This window comes from Rhizorhabdus sp., assembly GCF_018006725.1.
GTDB lineage: Bacteria > Pseudomonadota > Alphaproteobacteria > Sphingomonadales > Sphingomonadaceae > Rhizorhabdus.
The window spans coordinates 1-13,920 of record NZ_JAGMXV010000126.1 but is presented as its reverse complement, the minus strand read 5'-3'; the positions used below and the strand labels follow the sequence as shown (position 1 = coordinate 13,920).

20 protein-coding genes and 1 pseudogene are annotated in these 13,920 nt (G+C 65.5%); 7 read left to right on the top strand and 14 right to left on the bottom strand.

Annotated features, from left to right (window positions below; all coding sequences use genetic code 11):
• From KAY22_RS16605 to KAY22_RS16585, 5 genes are all read left to right on the top strand, one after another.
• Window positions 1–213, top strand: a 213-nt coding sequence (locus tag KAY22_RS16605; protein WP_296624466.1) for a DUF3297 family protein, incomplete at its 5' end; no start/stop codon positions are given.
• Between the two features lie 5 nt (window positions 214–218).
• Window positions 219–1,103, top strand: a complete 885-nt coding sequence (locus KAY22_RS16600; protein WP_296624465.1) for an aldose 1-epimerase family protein — start codon at window positions 219–221, stop codon at window positions 1,101–1,103.
• Between the two features lie 438 nt (window positions 1,104–1,541).
• On the top strand, window positions 1,542–1,718 hold the full coding sequence (locus tag KAY22_RS16595; RefSeq protein WP_296624464.1) for a hypothetical protein: 177 nt from the start codon (window positions 1,542–1,544) through the stop codon (window positions 1,716–1,718).
• Window positions 1,719–1,965: 247 nt separating this feature from the next.
• Window positions 1,966–2,397 (top strand): peptide-methionine (R)-S-oxide reductase MsrB, encoded by a 432-nt coding sequence (gene msrB / locus KAY22_RS16590; protein WP_296624463.1) that lies wholly within the window; start codon window positions 1,966–1,968, stop codon window positions 2,395–2,397.
• A gap of 120 nt (window positions 2,398–2,517) precedes the next feature.
• Complete coding sequence (locus KAY22_RS16585) at window positions 2,518–4,665, top strand: PBP1A family penicillin-binding protein (protein ID WP_296624462.1); 2,148 nt, start codon at window positions 2,518–2,520, stop codon at window positions 4,663–4,665.
• Here the strand turns inward: KAY22_RS16585 and KAY22_RS16580 are convergent.
• From KAY22_RS16580 to KAY22_RS16570, 3 genes are read right to left on the bottom strand one after another with little or no spacing between them, the layout of a single operon-like run.
• Window positions 4,641–5,363: a SprT family zinc-dependent metalloprotease gene (locus tag KAY22_RS16580; RefSeq protein ID WP_296624469.1), complete on the bottom strand. Its 723-nt coding sequence runs from the start codon at window positions 5,361–5,363 to the stop codon at window positions 4,641–4,643. The genes KAY22_RS16585 and KAY22_RS16580 overlap by 25 nt on opposite strands.
• A 46-nt stretch (window positions 5,364–5,409) precedes the next feature.
• Window positions 5,410–5,853, bottom strand: a complete 444-nt coding sequence (locus tag KAY22_RS16575; RefSeq protein ID WP_296624461.1) for a YcgN family cysteine cluster protein — start codon at window positions 5,851–5,853, stop codon at window positions 5,410–5,412.
• Entirely contained in the window at window positions 5,850–6,476 is a 627-nt protein-coding gene (locus tag KAY22_RS16570) for an SCO family protein (protein ID WP_296624460.1), read from the bottom strand. Before KAY22_RS16570 ends, KAY22_RS16575 begins: the two co-directional genes overlap by 4 nt.
• A gap of 56 nt (window positions 6,477–6,532) precedes the next feature.
• Here KAY22_RS16570 and KAY22_RS16565 point away from each other — a divergent pair, with 56 nt between their 5' ends.
• Window positions 6,533–7,138, top strand: a complete 606-nt coding sequence (locus KAY22_RS16565) for an ankyrin repeat domain-containing protein (RefSeq protein WP_296624459.1) — start codon at window positions 6,533–6,535, stop codon at window positions 7,136–7,138.
• 12 nt (window positions 7,139–7,150) lie between these two features.
• Here KAY22_RS16565 and KAY22_RS16560 read toward each other — a convergent pair whose 3' ends face one another.
• Window positions 7,151–7,639, bottom strand: a complete 489-nt coding sequence (locus tag KAY22_RS16560) for an MmcB family DNA repair protein (protein WP_296624458.1) — start codon at window positions 7,637–7,639, stop codon at window positions 7,151–7,153.
• Window positions 7,640–7,680: 41 nt separating this feature from the next.
• Window positions 7,681–8,739, bottom strand: coding sequence for a chloride channel protein (locus KAY22_RS16555; RefSeq protein WP_366514098.1), 1,059 nt, complete (start codon window positions 8,737–8,739; stop codon window positions 7,681–7,683).
• On the opposite strand from KAY22_RS16555, the gene KAY22_RS27960 reads away from it, so the two are divergent.
• On the top strand, window positions 8,621–8,959 hold the full coding sequence (locus KAY22_RS27960; protein WP_366514097.1) for a twin-arginine translocation signal domain-containing protein: 339 nt from the start codon (window positions 8,621–8,623) through the stop codon (window positions 8,957–8,959). The two genes, KAY22_RS16555 and KAY22_RS27960, sit on opposite strands and share 119 nt — an antisense overlap.
• Window positions 8,960–9,045: 86 nt before the next feature.
• Here KAY22_RS27960 and KAY22_RS16550 read toward each other — a convergent pair whose 3' ends face one another.
• From KAY22_RS16550 to KAY22_RS16510, 9 genes and pseudogenes are all read right to left on the bottom strand, one after another.
• The gene (locus KAY22_RS16550) at window positions 9,046–9,384 is read right to left on the bottom strand and encodes a DUF1491 family protein (protein ID WP_296624456.1); all 339 of its coding nucleotides are present in this window, start codon (window positions 9,382–9,384) and stop codon (window positions 9,046–9,048) included.
• Window positions 9,381–9,848, bottom strand: a complete 468-nt coding sequence (locus KAY22_RS16545) for a PaaI family thioesterase (RefSeq protein WP_296624455.1) — start codon at window positions 9,846–9,848, stop codon at window positions 9,381–9,383. Before KAY22_RS16545 ends, KAY22_RS16550 begins: the two co-directional genes overlap by 4 nt.
• 16 nt (window positions 9,849–9,864) lie before the next feature.
• On the bottom strand, window positions 9,865–10,332 hold the full coding sequence (locus KAY22_RS16540) for a PTS sugar transporter subunit IIA (RefSeq protein WP_296624468.1): 468 nt from the start codon (window positions 10,330–10,332) through the stop codon (window positions 9,865–9,867).
• 38 nt (window positions 10,333–10,370) lie between these two features.
• A complete protein-coding gene (gene raiA, locus KAY22_RS16535; protein WP_296624454.1) occupies window positions 10,371–10,958 on the bottom strand; it encodes a ribosome-associated translation inhibitor RaiA in 588 nt (195 codons plus the stop codon).
• Between the two features lie 76 nt (window positions 10,959–11,034).
• Window positions 11,035–11,733 (bottom strand): DNA polymerase III subunit epsilon, encoded by a 699-nt coding sequence (gene dnaQ / locus KAY22_RS16530; protein WP_296624467.1) that lies wholly within the window; start codon window positions 11,731–11,733, stop codon window positions 11,035–11,037.
• Window positions 11,694–12,335 carry a dephospho-CoA kinase gene (gene coaE, locus KAY22_RS16525; protein WP_296624453.1) on the bottom strand — a complete coding sequence of 214 codons (642 nt, stop codon included), beginning with the start codon at window positions 12,333–12,335 and terminating at the stop codon, window positions 11,694–11,696. The genes dnaQ and coaE overlap by 40 nt, the downstream gene beginning before the upstream one ends.
• A gap of 8 nt (window positions 12,336–12,343) precedes the next feature.
• Window positions 12,344–13,210, bottom strand: a complete 867-nt coding sequence (gene aroE, locus KAY22_RS16520; protein ID WP_296624452.1) for a shikimate dehydrogenase — start codon at window positions 13,208–13,210, stop codon at window positions 12,344–12,346.
• Complete coding sequence (locus tag KAY22_RS16515; RefSeq protein ID WP_296624451.1) at window positions 13,207–13,812, bottom strand: nucleoside triphosphate pyrophosphatase; 606 nt, start codon at window positions 13,810–13,812, stop codon at window positions 13,207–13,209. The genes aroE and KAY22_RS16515 overlap by 4 nt, the downstream gene beginning before the upstream one ends.
• Window positions 13,812–13,920 (bottom strand): annotated as a pseudogene (locus KAY22_RS16510) (phosphoenolpyruvate synthase regulatory protein); the annotation flags it as partial. The pseudogene KAY22_RS16510 and the gene KAY22_RS16515, both read right to left, overlap by 1 nt.

The window sequence follows — 13,920 nt, the reverse complement described above, 5'->3', positions numbered from 1 at the left end:
GCCCTGCTCGAGCGCGGCGTGGGCATCCGATTCAAGGGTGTCGAGAAGACCAATGTCGAGGAATATTGCGTCAGCGAGGGCTGGATTCGCGTGTCGGTGGGCAATACCCGCGATCGCAAGGGCAATCCGCTGACGATCAAGCTGCAGGGTCCGGTCGAGCCCTATCTGAAAGACGCGTCCGAGGGCGAGAGCGAGGGCGCGCAGGAAGGTTGAACCACATGGCCGATCCCGCCGTCCACCGGATCAGTTCCGAACGGCTGGCGGCCCAGATATCGGAGGCGGGCGCCGAGCTCGTCCGCCTCGTCGATCACGCTGGTGCCGACTGGCTGTGGGATGGCGATCCTGCCTATTGGTCCGGGCGGGCGCCGCTGCTCTTTCCGATCGTCGGGACACTGGCGGGCGGTCGCTTCCGAACCGGAGAGCAGAGCTATAAGCTGCCGCGACATGGTTTTGCGCGAAACAGCTTCTTCCGCTGCGTCGACCACAGTCATGACAGCGTAACCCTCCGGCTGGAGCCGACGCCCGCCATCCGCGAAAGCTGGCCGTTCGATTTCCGATTGGACGTGCGCTACGCGGTGGAAGGGTCGACGCTGACGATCAGCGCCGAAGTCCTCAATCAAGGGGCTGAGCCGATGCCCGCGAGCTTCGGCTTTCACCCCGCCCTGCGCTGGCCGCTGCCGGGCGAAGACGATCGATCTTCACACGAAATCCTCTTCGACGAGGAAGAACCGGCAGCGGTGCGGCGCCTCGACTGCGACGGCCTGGTCGATCCGGTCGCCCGTCCGAGCCCGATCGCCGGCAAGCGGCTTGCTCTCGACGATAGCCTGTTCGGGGAGGATGCGCTGATCCTCGATTGCCCGCGCAGTCGCGCGCTGACGTTTACCGGACAACGCAACAGTGTCCGGTTTGCCTTTCCCGGCATGCCTCACCTCGCTTTCTGGACGAAGCCCGGTGCCGGCTTTCTCTGCATAGAGCCCTGGCAAGGGTATAGCGATCCGGCCGGTTTCGACGGGAAAATAGCGGACAAGCCGGGTATCCTGTCGATTGCCCCAGGCGAAGCCCGGGACTTCGCGATGAGCCTTACGCTCTATTCGATGTCCTGACGTCGTATGACTGGTCCGGCCATGTACGGTCCGTGGCAACGGGATCCGACGTGGTTGCGCGACGGAAATGCGGCGCGATCATCCAGTCCGGCGGAAGGGGTCGCGATGCTGTCGAGTCGCGATGGGACTGTTCGGGGGTGATGGGGCTGAAAAGCACGCCCTCTCAATCATTTACTTCGCCATTTCCTCCACCGCTGATCGCAGCCGTGCCTCGTCCCGTCGCGACATGCCATGCACCGAGCCCATTCGTCGTACTTTCAAAACGATTGAGATCAAGGGCTTACAGGCGCCCATTGACTCACCATGGCAAAGTCCGGGATCATGCGGTCAAGGGGGACGCTACGATCCTCGGGAGGCTGTCCGCTTTGCGGATCGCGGGGATGACAGGATGAGGTGCTTAACGCTCTTACTTCTCTCAGCCTGAAAGGAGAGACGACCATGTCGGATCGATTTGTCCGTTATATGGAACGTGAGCATGCCCGGCTGAATGCCATGATCGCCGATCATCGCAGCCGCCACAGGCCCGATGGCGAGATCGCCCGGCTGAAGCGGGTTCGCCGCATGATGCGCTATCAGATCGGTTCCTGGCGCGCCGACACCGGCGGAATAGCCTGACACGCCAATTGGCGCTCACAGGATCACAGATGGCTGCCCGGCGATCGAGGGCCTTTGATCGCCGGGCCTGCCTGATTCCAAGCTACAGAAAGCCTAAGCTACACGGCGTAGATGGGGGCGATTCCCCTGCACCCCCGACGCCAACGCAACAACTCGGACGCCATGCAACGCCGGGCCACGGGATAGCCGCTGCACCTCTTGCAGGAAGTGATACGAGTCACAGGCGAGCGCTTTGGCGTCCCGCCCGATGCTTGACCCGATGGAGCCCCGGTACCACATTGCCGTCATGGACAAGTTCGAACTCAGCGACGAGGAATGGCGGGCGCGGCTGACCCCGGAGCAATATCATGTGCTCCGCCAGGCCGGGACCGAGCGCGCCTTCACCGGCAAATATTGGAACGCCAAGGACGAAGGCGAATATCGCTGTGCGGGCTGCGGCGAACTGCTGTTCAGCAGCGACAGCAAATATGATTCGGGTTGCGGCTGGCCAAGCTTCACCGAACCGGCCGCCGAACGCGCGATCAGCGAATATGTCGACACCAGTCATGGGATGGTCCGAACCGAAGTCCGCTGCGCCCGGTGCGACGGGCATCTGGGCCATGTCTTTCCGGACGGCCCCGGCCCGCACGGCCTGCGCTACTGCATCAATTCGGCGTCGATCGACCTGGAAACCGACTGAACCCTCTCGGGACGGCTGAACGATGGAATGTCGCTCGTCGGATTCGGTCGTCGCCCGGTGGAAAAGGACCGGGGATGCGCTTGGCAGCGGTCGGGATAGGCGCTAATCGGGCATCAGCCGATGTCCCGCAGCGCCAAGACAACCAAGGATCCGAACCGCCGCATGGGCTGGCTTCGCAAATTGCTCAAGATCAGCCTCTTTGCCGCACTTGCTGGCCTGGGTGCGCTGGTCATTGCCGTGCTCATCGCCATGGCCTCGCTGCCGGGCTTCGAGGAGCTCAAGTCCAGCCCCAATGGCCAGATGGTCCGCGTCCGCGCGGCCGACGGCTCGGTGATCGTCTCGCTCGGGCCGAGCTATGGCGACTGGCTGCCGGTCGCGCAGATCCCGGACGACATGAAGAAGGCGATGGTCGCGGTCGAGGACCGTCGCTATTATATGCACCCGGGCATCGACCCGATCGGCATGGCGCGCGCGGCCTGGCTGGCCTTCCAGCGACAGGGCGAAGGCAGGCGTCTGCAGGGCGCCTCGACGATCACCCAGCAGCTCGCCCGAAACATCTTCCTGACCAACGCCTACAGCTTCGGCCGTAAGTTTCGCGAGATCATCCTGGCGCTCGCCATGGAGCGCAAATTCTCGAAGGAACAGATCCTCGAACTCTATCTGAACCGGGTCTATTTCGGCGGCGGCGCCTATGGCATCGATGCCGCCTCGCGCAAATTCTTCGATCATAGCGCAACGACGCTGAGCTTGGGCGAAAGCGCGATCATCGCCGGCCTGGTCAAGGCGCCGTCGCATTATTCGCCCACCGCCGATCGCGAAGCCGCCATCGGCCGCGCCAAGGTGGTGCTCGAGGTGATGCAGGACGCCGGCGCGATCACCCCGTCGCAGGCCGAGCAGGTCGACCTGTCGAAGGTCCGCCTCGCCCCCGAGCGCGACCAGAATGCCGTCCGCTATTTCACCGACTGGGCACTGGCGCAGCTCGACGAACTCGTCGACGAACAGGTCGAGCCGATCGACGTCTGGACCACGATCGATCCCGAGATGCAGAAGGCCGCAGACGCCGCGATCCGCGCCAATGCGCCGGCAGGGACGCAGGGTGCGCTCGTAGCGCTCGACCGCGACGGCGCCGTCCGCGCGATGGTCGGCGGACGCGACTATGTGAGTTCGATCTATAACCGGGCGACCCAGGCCGAACGGCAGCCGGGTTCCGCCTTCAAGCTGTTCGTCTACCTCGCCGCGCTCGAAGCCGGGATGAAGCCCGATACCGCCGTCGTCGACGAATCGGTCGACATCGACGGATGGAGCCCGCGCAACAGCAACCGCGAATTTGCGGGGCCGATCGACATCCGCACCGCCTTCGCCTTTTCGGTCAACACCGTCGCTGCCAAGCTGGGCCAGGAGGTCGGGTTCGACACGGTCGCCGACATGGCGCGCCGCTTCGGCATAGGTTCCAAGCTCAACACCCATCCCTCGATGGTCCTCGGCACGTCCGACGTCCGCCTGATCGACATGACCCGCGCCTTCGCCGCCGTGGCGCGCAAGGGCGTAGCGGTCGTTCCCTATGGCATCGTCAAGGTCACCACCGCCAAGGGCAATATGCTCTACGAGCATCGCGCCGACGACAACCGCGTGCTGGTCGCCCCCTGGGTCGCTGCGGAGATGACCGACCTGCTGCAGACCGCGGTCAACACCGGCACCGCGCGCGCCGCCCAGATCGGCCGCCCCGTCGCCGGCAAGACCGGCACCACCTCTTCCAACAAGGATGGCTGGTTCCTCGGCTTCTCGTCGGGAATTACGACGGGCGTGTGGATGGGCCGCGACGACGCCAAGGCGGTTTCGGGCCTGCAGGGCGGCCGCGCACCCGCCCGCGCCTTCGCCGACTTCATGCGCGTCGCGGTATCGAAGCGCCCCGTCGAACAGTTCGAGACGCAGGTCACTCTTCCCGAATTCCAGATCGAGCCCGACGACGAAGCCTTTTTCGGTACGCCCGACGAGAGCCTGTTCGCCCCGGAGGGTGAAGCGCTCGATCCCGGGCAGGAACTGCAGGCCGATCCGGAAGACGGGTTCGAGCCACAGGTCGGACCGACCTCGATCATCCCGCCAACCCGCCCGATCGCGCAGCCGGCCGCCGCTCGCACTGCTCCTGCTGCAACCCAGCCCGCACGCGCACCAACACCGGCTCAGCCGCAAAAGCCTGCGCTCGGTTCGGACTTTCTGAACGGACTCGACGCGCCGAAGCCGCGTCAGGGCGCCCGGCCCAACCAATAAAGGTCGCGCCCCTGCGTGCGGAGCCAGTCGCGCTCCGCATCGGGCGAGCGACCGAGAAGGCGCTCGACAGCGGCGTGGAAGCGCGGGCTGTGATCCATGTGCAGCCGGTGCGCGACCTCATGGGCTACCGTCGCTTCGAGCACGGCCGGTGGAGCAAGGATCAAGCGCCAGCTATAGCGTATGTCGCCGCTGGCCGAGCAACTGCCCCAGCGAGCACGGGGATCGCCGACCGCCACCCGCGCGACGGTCACCCCGGCCAGTTCCGCGAAGCGCCGAGTCTCCGCCTCCAGCAACGCGAGCGCCTGCGCCCGTAGCCAGCGCAGGACACGCGGACCGATCATCTCCTCGGGACCGGGCACCAGCAGGACGTCGCCGTCGCGTCGGGTGATCCGGCCCTTGGCGGTAATCTCCACCCGCAGTGCCTCCCCGGCGACCGTGATGACCATGCCCGGCCGGATCGGCTGGGGCTTGGGTAGCGCGTCGAGCGCTGCCTCGATCCAGCCGCGCTTGCTTTCCACCCAGGCGAGCGCCGCCTTCATCGATGCTCGCGGCGGCAGGATCAGCCGCACGCCGCCGTCGCGCGGGTCGACGCTCAGCCGCATGCGCCGCGCCTGTGCCATGCGCCGGACCTCCAACGGACGTGAGCGTCCGCCGGCTTCGAAGGAGAGTTGTGCGGAGGAACGGCGGCGGAAGATCATCGCCGCCTCGTCCCAGATCATGTCGGTCGGCGGCATGGCAGACCCGTTACAGCTCGCGCTCGACGAGATGATGCTCGAGATCGCCCGCCTCGTCCTCCGACACGGTCCAGCCGCGCACCGATATGCCAGCCCGATGAACCGACTCCGGATCACCGGTTACCAACGGATGCCAGTCGGGCAGGCCTTGCCCCTCGCCCAGCAGCCGATAGGCGCAGGTCGAAGGCAACCAGTCGATTTCCTCGACGAGGCGCGGCGTCAGTCGGACGCATTCGGGGACATGGACCCGGCGGTTCTTATAATCCTTGCACAGTCCGGTGCGACGATCGAGAAGGCGGCAGGCGACGTTCGTTGGCAGCAACTCGCCCGTTTCCTCATCCTCCAGCTTGTGCAGGCAGCATTTGCCGCAGCCGTCGCAGAGCGATTCCCACTCGGCGCGGGTCATCTGGTCGAGCCGCTTCGTCTCCCAGAAAGGCCGGGAGACCGCCGTCATTTCGCCCAGCGCTTGAGGTCGGAAACGACCGCCGCCGCATCCTTGTCCTGGGTGATCAACGCCAGGGGCTCGCCCTTCGGCCCGAACAGCATCGCCTGACGGCTGTGGTCGACCAGATAGGCGTCGGAGCCGGCTGCGGCTGGCTGCTTGCGATAATAGATCGCGAATTTTTTCGCGACCGCGGCAATCTCGGCCGGGGAGCCGGTAAGGCCGATCAGTTTGGGGTGGAAGGCGCCGACGAACTGCTTGAGCACGGCCGGCGTGTCCCGCTCGGGATCGACGGTGATGAAGATCGGCTGGATCTTCGCCGCCAGGGCGGGATCGCTCGCTTCCAGCTCGCGATAGCCCTTCATAAGGATCTGGACGTCGACCGGGCAGACGTCGGGGCAGAAGGTGTAGCCGAAATAGATCAGCCGGTATTTGCCGGCAAAGTCGCCGTCGGACACTTTGCGCCCGTCCTGATCGGTCAGGGTGAAGGCGCCGCCGACACCCGAATCCGCGAGCGGCGGCTTTTCAGCGGCCGGGCTGCACCCGCCGAGCGGCGCGAAGAGAGCCAGCACCAGTGCGGCCGACGCCACGCGCCAGAAGGAAATGGTCGCTTTGTTCATGGTAAGGCCAGCCATGCTTTGCTATTGGCGGCCATGCAAGCGCGTTTCATAACAGGGACATGCCACACGAGATGATCCACCGCCACATCCTGATCGGCTGTGCCGCCGCTGCGATCGCGCTCAGCGCCGCACCTGCAAGCGCGCAATTTTCCGACAGCTACACCTTCCTCAATGCGGTGCGGCAGTCGGACGGCGAGAAGGCGACCAAGGCGCTGCAGGGGTCGGGCGCCACGCTGGTCAACACCAAGGATTATACGACCGGTGAGACCGCGCTGGCGATCACGATCAAGCGCCGCGACCTGACCTGGTCGAGCTTCCTGCTGGGCAAGGGCGCCAATCCAAACATCAAGGACGGTCAGGGCAACACCCCGCTCCACGCGGCCGCATTGCTGGGCTTTCAGGAAGGTGCCGAACTGCTGCTGCGACAGAAGGCGCAGATCAATGCGACAAACAACAGCGGCGAAACCCCGCTGGTGATCGCCGTGCAGCAGCGCAACATTCCCATGGTCCGCCTGTTGCTGACCAATGGCGCCGATCCCAAGATCGCCGACCGGATCGCCGGCAAGAACGCGATCGACTATGCCAAAGAAGATCCCCGTGGCGCCGCCGTCATGAAGGTGATCGAGGAAACCAAGTCGACGGCACCCGCCAAGCCCAAAATGGGTCCGGGCCTTTAACGCCGCCGTCGCTTAGACGCAGTTCTCCGGCGCGGTATCGAGATCGGGCCACAGGCGCCGGGCAGCGCGTCGCGCGAAGCGCAGCGTCTCGGCCTTGCGGCGCGCGCCGGACAAGGGCCGGTGCGGTGCATCTCGCAGGATAGCGGCCTCATAACGGTCGGCCACGATCAGTCCACAGCAATGTGGGCGGAAATGCTCCGTCTCGAAGGGCGACAAATCGAAACCACCGGGAACGGCCCAGAAGAAACGGTCGCAATAGTCGAGATAGTCGGGCCATTTGCCGTCGCCCAGCAAATCCGCACGCGACACCTTGATCTCGACGATGGTGATGCAACCGCGCGCGTCGATCGCCATCATGTCGGCGCGCCTGCCGTTGCCGAGCGGAACCTCCAGCAGCGGAGTCATCTCGGCCTGCAGGAAGAGACGCGCGACCCCGCGCGCAACATCCTGCGCCACCGCTGGTGCATGGGCGACATCGATCGATAGACAAGGCTCGGCCATGCCGCAGTCTAGAACAATTAGGGAACGGGATAAAGCCCCGCTCAGGGGGCGAAGCGGCGCGACAGGCCGTGATAGAGTTTTTCGGGCGACACCGCCCGCGCGACGAAGTCCGCCACCAGCGCGGCGGCAAGGAGTGGCAACAGCATCGCCCGGCTGCCGGTCGTCTCGGACACGATGATGACGGCTGTCAGCGGCGCCCGCACGACGCCGGTAAAATAGGCGGTCATGCCGAGCAATGCGACGGCACCGCCCGGGTCGTCGGGGAATATATAGCGGAGCAATTGTCCCAGACCGGCACCAGTCGACAACGACGGGGCGAAGATTCCGCCCGGCAGCCCCGAGAGCGCGGTCGCCAATGTCGCCACGAATTTTGCGGGACCATACCACCAGGGGGCAGTGCCGCCGGAGATGATCGACCGGGCTGTTTCATAGCCGGTCCCCCAACTGAGCCCGCTGGCGACGCCGACAAGCGCGACAATCAGCCCGCACAGTCCCGCCGTCGCCATGGGATGATTGCGCGCCCAACCCAGCGGGCCGGTGCCGACCCTGCCGAAGGCCAGCATGAACCGTGCAAACAGGGCTCCCGCGAGCCCGCCGAGCAGCCCCGCCAGCGGCGCCACGAGCATCGCCCGTGTCGGCGCGAGCTTCTGCGTGACCAGGCCGAAATAGACATAGTCGCCGGCGATGCCGAGACTGACCATGCCGGCGATCAACACGGCCGCCATGACCAGCAACGTCACCCGCTGCTCATAGGCTGCGGCCAGTTCCTCGATCGCGAAGGCGACCCCGGCAAGCGGCGTGTTGAACGCCGCAGCCACGCCCGCCGCCCCCCCGGCGATGAACACCGACGCCCGCAACGGGACACGCATCAGCTTGTGCATATAGCCCATCACCGACGCGCCGATCTGGACCGTCGGCCCCTCGCGTCCCACCGATCCACCGACCAGCAGAGCGGCGACGGTCAGAAACAACTTCGCGACCGTGGTCCGCAACGACAGAAGACGCTTCATCGAGGCGTCGGGATCGGCCGTCGCCGCCATGACCTGCGGTATCCCCGAGCCCCTGGCGTCCGGAGCGAACCGGCGGGTGAGCCAGACGATGGCTACGAAGCCCAACGGTGTCACGAGCAGCGGTGCCCAGGGCCAGTGCCGTACGAAACGCCCGAAAACATGGCCCGCGGCATCGGCCATTTCGGCGAACAGCAGGGCGAGCAAGCCGATCAGAATCGCGCCGCCGCCGATTGCCGCACGGCGACGCCACACCGGGCCGCTCATTCGGAAAGCCCTGACGGCGATGCGCCGCCGCCGGTGCAATCTCTGAAAATCGGGCATGGTCAGGCGATAGGGATAAGGGGGGTGTGTAACAAGACCGCTATGGTCCAAGAACCTCCAGGCCTCGGCGGAGCGTTAGCACAGGCAGTCGCATGCGAGCTGCAAAGCATCCGGATGGTCGATCTCCACCGCCCACAGGTCGGGATCGGTGCGCCGCCGCCGCGCGATATACTCCGAAGCCGCTCCCGGCTCGCTCGAATCGGACGGCCCGACCGGTTCCAGGCCGAAGCCGCCTTCGAAACGCCAGACGCGTTCGCGCACACCGACGGGGTGGCCCCGGTCGCACAGCAGCAGGAGGATAGCCCCTGCGGTCGCATCGCCCTTCGCCAGCACCATCGCGGAGCCACCCGCCGCTTCGGTTCGACGGATCAGGGCCGACACGGACAGTCCCGTGGTGGGCCGAGCCTCGGTCATTGCCTGTCGGTCGGGCGAGCGTAGCCGGGCAGGCTCGCGAGCGCGATGCGCGACCGCATGAAGGTACCGGTGCCCCGCGCCACCTCCTCGCCCTCGCCATCGATCAGGCGCGCGTCGGCGACCAGAACCCGGCGTCTTCCGTTGACCCACCGGCCTTCGGCGATGATCGGCCCCTTCTTCATAGGGCGGGTGAGCAGCAGGTTGAACGCCGTGGTCAGCAGGAAGAAGTCGTTGACCAGGCTGTTCGCCGCATAGAAGGCGGCGTCGTCGAGCATCTTGAAATAGGTGGTGCCATGCGCCGCGCCCGCCGCGTGATAATGGCGCGGATCCACCTCGAAATGGATGCGCGCCATGCCCTCTTCGGGAATTTCCAGCCGCGACGCAAAGAACTGGTTGATCGGTGCCGCCGCGTAGAGCGACTCGAGGGCCCGATAATGCGCCTCGGCGCCTGTCTCGCCGCTCATGGCATGGCCCTGCGGCTCAGGCGGCGTGGCGGGTCTCGCCGGTCGCAAACAGCGCATAGAGCGCGTCGTCCGAACCGGCACCCCGCAGCTTCGCCACGAACGTCTTGTCGCGCAGCCGCCGGCTGACCCGGGCAAGCGCCTTGAGATGCTCGACTCCGGCATCGACCGGAGACAGCAGCAGGAAGACGAGGTCGACCGGCAGATCGTCGATCGCTGCGAAGTCGATCGGGGTGCCGAGTCGCGCGAACAGACCGACGACCCGATCGAGGCCGTCGATCTTTCCGTGAGGAATCGCGATACCCGCGCCGAAGCCCGTCGAGCCGAGCCGCTCGCGCTCGACGAGCCGGTCGACGACGAGTTTGGGATCGACGTCGACCAGCTTCGAAGCGACGCCAGCAAGCTGCTGGAACAGCGCCTTTTTATTGGGGACGACAAGAGCGGCCTGCACCGCCTGCAGCGACAGCAGGTCGCTCAGGTCGTCCATCGATTTGCTGTCACTCATTCGACGGGATTCGCTATTCCTTATCCGGCTGCCCGGCTCGGCTCGACCCAGCCGATCGTGCCGTCGTTGCGCCGATACACCATATTGAAGGCGCCGGTACCAGAATTTCGGAAAAGAAGCGCCGTCGTATTTCGCAGGTCGAGCATCATCACGGCGTCGGAAACCGAGGCATCGGGAACGTCGACGCGGGTCTCGGCGATGATCACCGGGCTGTCGCCGGTTTCATCCAGTTCCTCTTCACGGGGCGCCTCGAAAACGGTGTAGCCGGCATTCTCGTCGATCGCGTCGATCGGCACCGCGACGGGGGCCGTGCGCGACTTCAGGCGGCGCATATAGCGACGGAGCTGGGTCTCGATCCGGTCGGCGGCATGATCGAAGGCGGGATGTGCCTCCATCGCGTGGCCCGAGCCCTTGAGGATCACGCCCTGCATCACATGGGCGACGATATCGCAGGAAAAGCCGTTGCCATGCTGGCCGCGGCCGAAGGTCACGTGGGCGGAAAGGCTACGCGAGAAATATTTGTCGGCAATCGCTTGGAGCCGGGTCTCGACATGGGTCCGGAGCGCTTCGCCCGTGTCCACCTGATGTCCCGAAACACGAATTTCCATGGCAATTCTCCAACTGTGTTACGCTTATGGTGCGGCGCCCGATGGCCCGCCACCATCCGCACATTTCCGGATAGAATCAGCCCGCCACACCCTCCAGCCAGAGCGGCGCGTCGAGCTTCTGTACGAAGGCCTTGTGTCTTTCCTGTTCCTCCTCGCTTGCAAAATGGGGCCTGATCGGCCGGATGGGGCGCGCCACCACGGCGGTGGACGCCGCGACGACGATCGTCTCCTCGACGACCATTTCGGTGATCGAAAGACCGATCTGACGACCTCCGGTCAATTCGACATAGACCTGGGCCAGCAGCTGCGCGTCCAGCAGCGCACCGTGCTTGATGCGGTGGCTGCGGTCGATGCCATAGCGGCTGCACAGCGCATCCAGCGTATGCTTGGCTCCAGGATGAAGCTTTCGCGCCATTGGAACCGTATCGATCATCCGGCTCATCGCGATCGTCGGTCGACCGCACAGCGTCAGCTCGGCGTTGAGGAAGCCGAAGTCGAACCCGGCATTATGTGCGACCAGCGGCGCGTCGCCGAGAAATTCGAGAAGTTCGTCCGCCAGCGCGCTGAACAGCGGCTTGTCGCTGAGGAAGCGATCCGACAGTCCGTGGATCTGCTCCGCCTCGATCGGCATGGCGCGCTGGGGATTGAAATAGGCGTGATAGGTGCGCCCTGTCTCGACCCGGTTGACCATCTCGACACAGCCTATTTCGACGAGCCGGTCTCCTGTCGCAGGGTTCAGGCCGGTGGTTTCGGTGTCGAAGACGATCTCTCGCATGAGCGACAATATCGGACTCCGTTCGCCCGTAAGCAAGTGACGAGATGACGGACGGCCCTGCGCGTCCGATCGATCGTCCCGCCATTGTCGATGACGAAGTCAGCGCGGGCCCGTTTCTCGTGGTCTGGGAGCTGGAGCGAACGGATGTGCTTGAGTTTCAACGGGTTCATGCCGGGTCTTGCGAGCACCCGCCGCGCCTGTTTCCACGCCGGAGCCGATACGACGACCGTCGCGTCGACCGAACGCCAGCCGCGCTTCTCGAACAGCAGGGGAATGTCGAGCACAACGAGCGGCCGCGCGCGATGTCGACGCAGGAAGAGACGGCGCGACTCGACGAGGGCCGGGTGGACGATCCGCTCGAGCCGGTGCAGCGCGGCCTTGTCGCCAAGCACCGCCTTCGACAGCACAGCGCGGTCGATACCGTGGGGGCCGGCCGTGCCCGGAAAGGCCGCCTCGATCGCAGCGACGAGGCGTCCACCCTTGCCCTGAAGGCGGTGCACTTCGGCGTCGGCGTCGTAGACGGGCACGCCGGCACGCGCGAACATCGCCGAGACGGTCGATTTGCCCATGCCGATGGAGCCGGTGAGTCCGATGACCATCATGTCTCGGCTCAGGCGAGCAACTGCCGGCGCAGATCGTCGTCGGCGCCGCGCGGCGCGGGCACGCCGAAGAAATGTTCGAAGGCCACCGCCGCCTGTCCCACCAGCATGCGCAGTCCGTCGACTGTACGGAGCCCCCGCGCCCGCGCTTCGGCGAGCAGCGGCGTCTCGAGCGGGGCATAGACGATGTCGTAGATCACCGCATTGGGCGGGATATGGCTGAAGTCGAGCTGCAGCGGCGGCTGTCCCTTCATGCCGAGCGAGGTGGTGTTGACGACCACGTCCAATATGCCCTGGCGGTCGTCGAACGGAAAATCGGTGGGTTCGGCAAAAATGTCGATCGGTGCGACCAGCCGGTCGTCGGGCTCGAAGGCTTCGCGCAGCGCGCGGGCCTTGTCGAGATCGCGGGCGATGATGACGCAGGTGAAGCCCTGATCGTGCAGCGCGATCGCGACCGCCTTGGCCGCGCCGCCGGTCCCGAATATCCGCGCCATGCGGAACAGATGCTGTTGCGCGAGCAGCGGCTGCAGCGGTTCGAGAAATCCGGCATAGTCGCTGTTATAGCCGATCAAACGGCCGTCGCGCGGAACGATCGTGTTCACCGCACCAATGCGCTGCGCGGCCGGATCGATCTCGTCGAGGAAGGGCATCACCGCCTGTTTGTGCGGGATGGTGACATTGCAGCCACGCCAGAGCGGATCGGCGCGCCGCTGTTCGAAAAAACTCTGAAGATCCTCGGTCCGGATATGAGAGGCGCGGTAATCGGCTGCGATTCCCGCCTGTTGCAGCCAATATCTGTGAATCATCGGCGATTTTGAATGGGCGATCGGATCGCCGATCACCTCGGCATAGGGCAGGTTCGATACAGCGTCGGTCATGACGGCAGGACTCCCCGGGTCCGCAGATAATCGAGCAGCGGCAGCAGCGGCAGGCCTAATATGGTGAACTGGCTTCCCTCGATCCGGGCAAAGAGCTGGGCGCCGCGCCCCTCCAGCCGATAGCCGCCGACGCAATGGCCGATCGCGGGCCATTCGGCATCCAGATAGGCATCGACGAAGGCCTCGCCGAGCGGGCGCATGTGGAGGGCGGCGACATCGAGGTGACGCCAGACGGGCCGCCCCCCCTCGCAGATCACCGCTGCGCTCCACAGACGGTGCCGTTGTCCTGACAGGCGCAACAGCAGGTCGCGCTGCTCGTCGCGGCTGCCGGCCTTGTCGATCATCGCATCGTCGTCGAACGCGACCGTGGAGTCGCAGCCGAGCACCAGCGCGTCGGGAAAGCGCTGCGAAAGCCGCGTCGCCTTGAACTCGGCCAGGGCGTCGGCGAGGTTGCGGGGCGAAATACCCTCGGCCCGAAGCCCCTCCTTCATCGCCTCTTCGTCGACGCCGGCGGCCATCGCTTCGAACTCGACGCCGGCCGCAGACAGCATGGCGCGACGCGAGGTCGACTGGGAGGCGAGGATCAGACGGGGCGGGGCCATCAGGCGTCCTTGACCTGATCGCGCTTGGCTGCCCGATCATTGGCAAGGTTGATGATGCCGGCGGCGGTTTCCTCGATCGATCGCCGGGTGACGTCGATCAAGGGCCAA

Bases quoted from the DNA above. Each gene is read 5' to 3' on its own strand.
- KAY22_RS16600 (WP_296624465.1), top strand. From the start codon at position 219: ATGGCCGATCCCGCCGTCCACCGGATCAGTTCCGAACGGCTGGCGGCC.
- msrB (WP_296624463.1), top strand. From the start codon at position 1,966: ATGCTTGACCCGATGGAGCCCCGGTACCACATTGCCGTCATGGACAAG.
- dnaQ (WP_296624467.1), bottom strand. From the start codon at position 11,733: ATGCGAGAGATCGTCTTCGACACCGAAACCACCGGCCTGAACCCTGCG.
- KAY22_RS16550 (WP_296624456.1), bottom strand. From the start codon at position 9,384: ATGACCGAGGCTCGGCCCACCACGGGACTGTCCGTGTCGGCCCTGATC.
- KAY22_RS16560 (WP_296624458.1), bottom strand. From the start codon at position 7,639: ATGGCCGAGCCTTGTCTATCGATCGATGTCGCCCATGCACCAGCGGTG.
- KAY22_RS16545 (WP_296624455.1), bottom strand. From the start codon at position 9,848: ATGAGCGGCGAGACAGGCGCCGAGGCGCATTATCGGGCCCTCGAGTCG.
- KAY22_RS16585 (WP_296624462.1), top strand. From the start codon at position 2,518: ATGTCCCGCAGCGCCAAGACAACCAAGGATCCGAACCGCCGCATGGGC.
- KAY22_RS16565 (WP_296624459.1), top strand. From the start codon at position 6,533: ATGATCCACCGCCACATCCTGATCGGCTGTGCCGCCGCTGCGATCGCG.
- KAY22_RS16580 (WP_296624469.1), bottom strand. From the start codon at position 5,363: ATGATCTTCCGCCGCCGTTCCTCCGCACAACTCTCCTTCGAAGCCGGC.
- raiA (WP_296624454.1), bottom strand. From the start codon at position 10,958: ATGGAAATTCGTGTTTCGGGACATCAGGTGGACACGGGCGAAGCGCTC.
- KAY22_RS16515 (WP_296624451.1), bottom strand. From the start codon at position 13,812: ATGGCCCCGCCCCGTCTGATCCTCGCCTCCCAGTCGACCTCGCGTCGC.
- KAY22_RS16575 (WP_296624461.1), bottom strand. From the start codon at position 5,853: ATGACGGCGGTCTCCCGGCCTTTCTGGGAGACGAAGCGGCTCGACCAG.
- KAY22_RS16595 (WP_296624464.1), top strand. From the start codon at position 1,542: ATGTCGGATCGATTTGTCCGTTATATGGAACGTGAGCATGCCCGGCTG.
- coaE (WP_296624453.1), bottom strand. From the start codon at position 12,335: ATGATGGTCATCGGACTCACCGGCTCCATCGGCATGGGCAAATCGACC.
- aroE (WP_296624452.1), bottom strand. From the start codon at position 13,210: ATGACCGACGCTGTATCGAACCTGCCCTATGCCGAGGTGATCGGCGAT.
- KAY22_RS16570 (WP_296624460.1), bottom strand. From the start codon at position 6,476: ATGGCTGGCCTTACCATGAACAAAGCGACCATTTCCTTCTGGCGCGTG.
- KAY22_RS16540 (WP_296624468.1), bottom strand. From the start codon at position 10,332: ATGGACGACCTGAGCGACCTGCTGTCGCTGCAGGCGGTGCAGGCCGCT.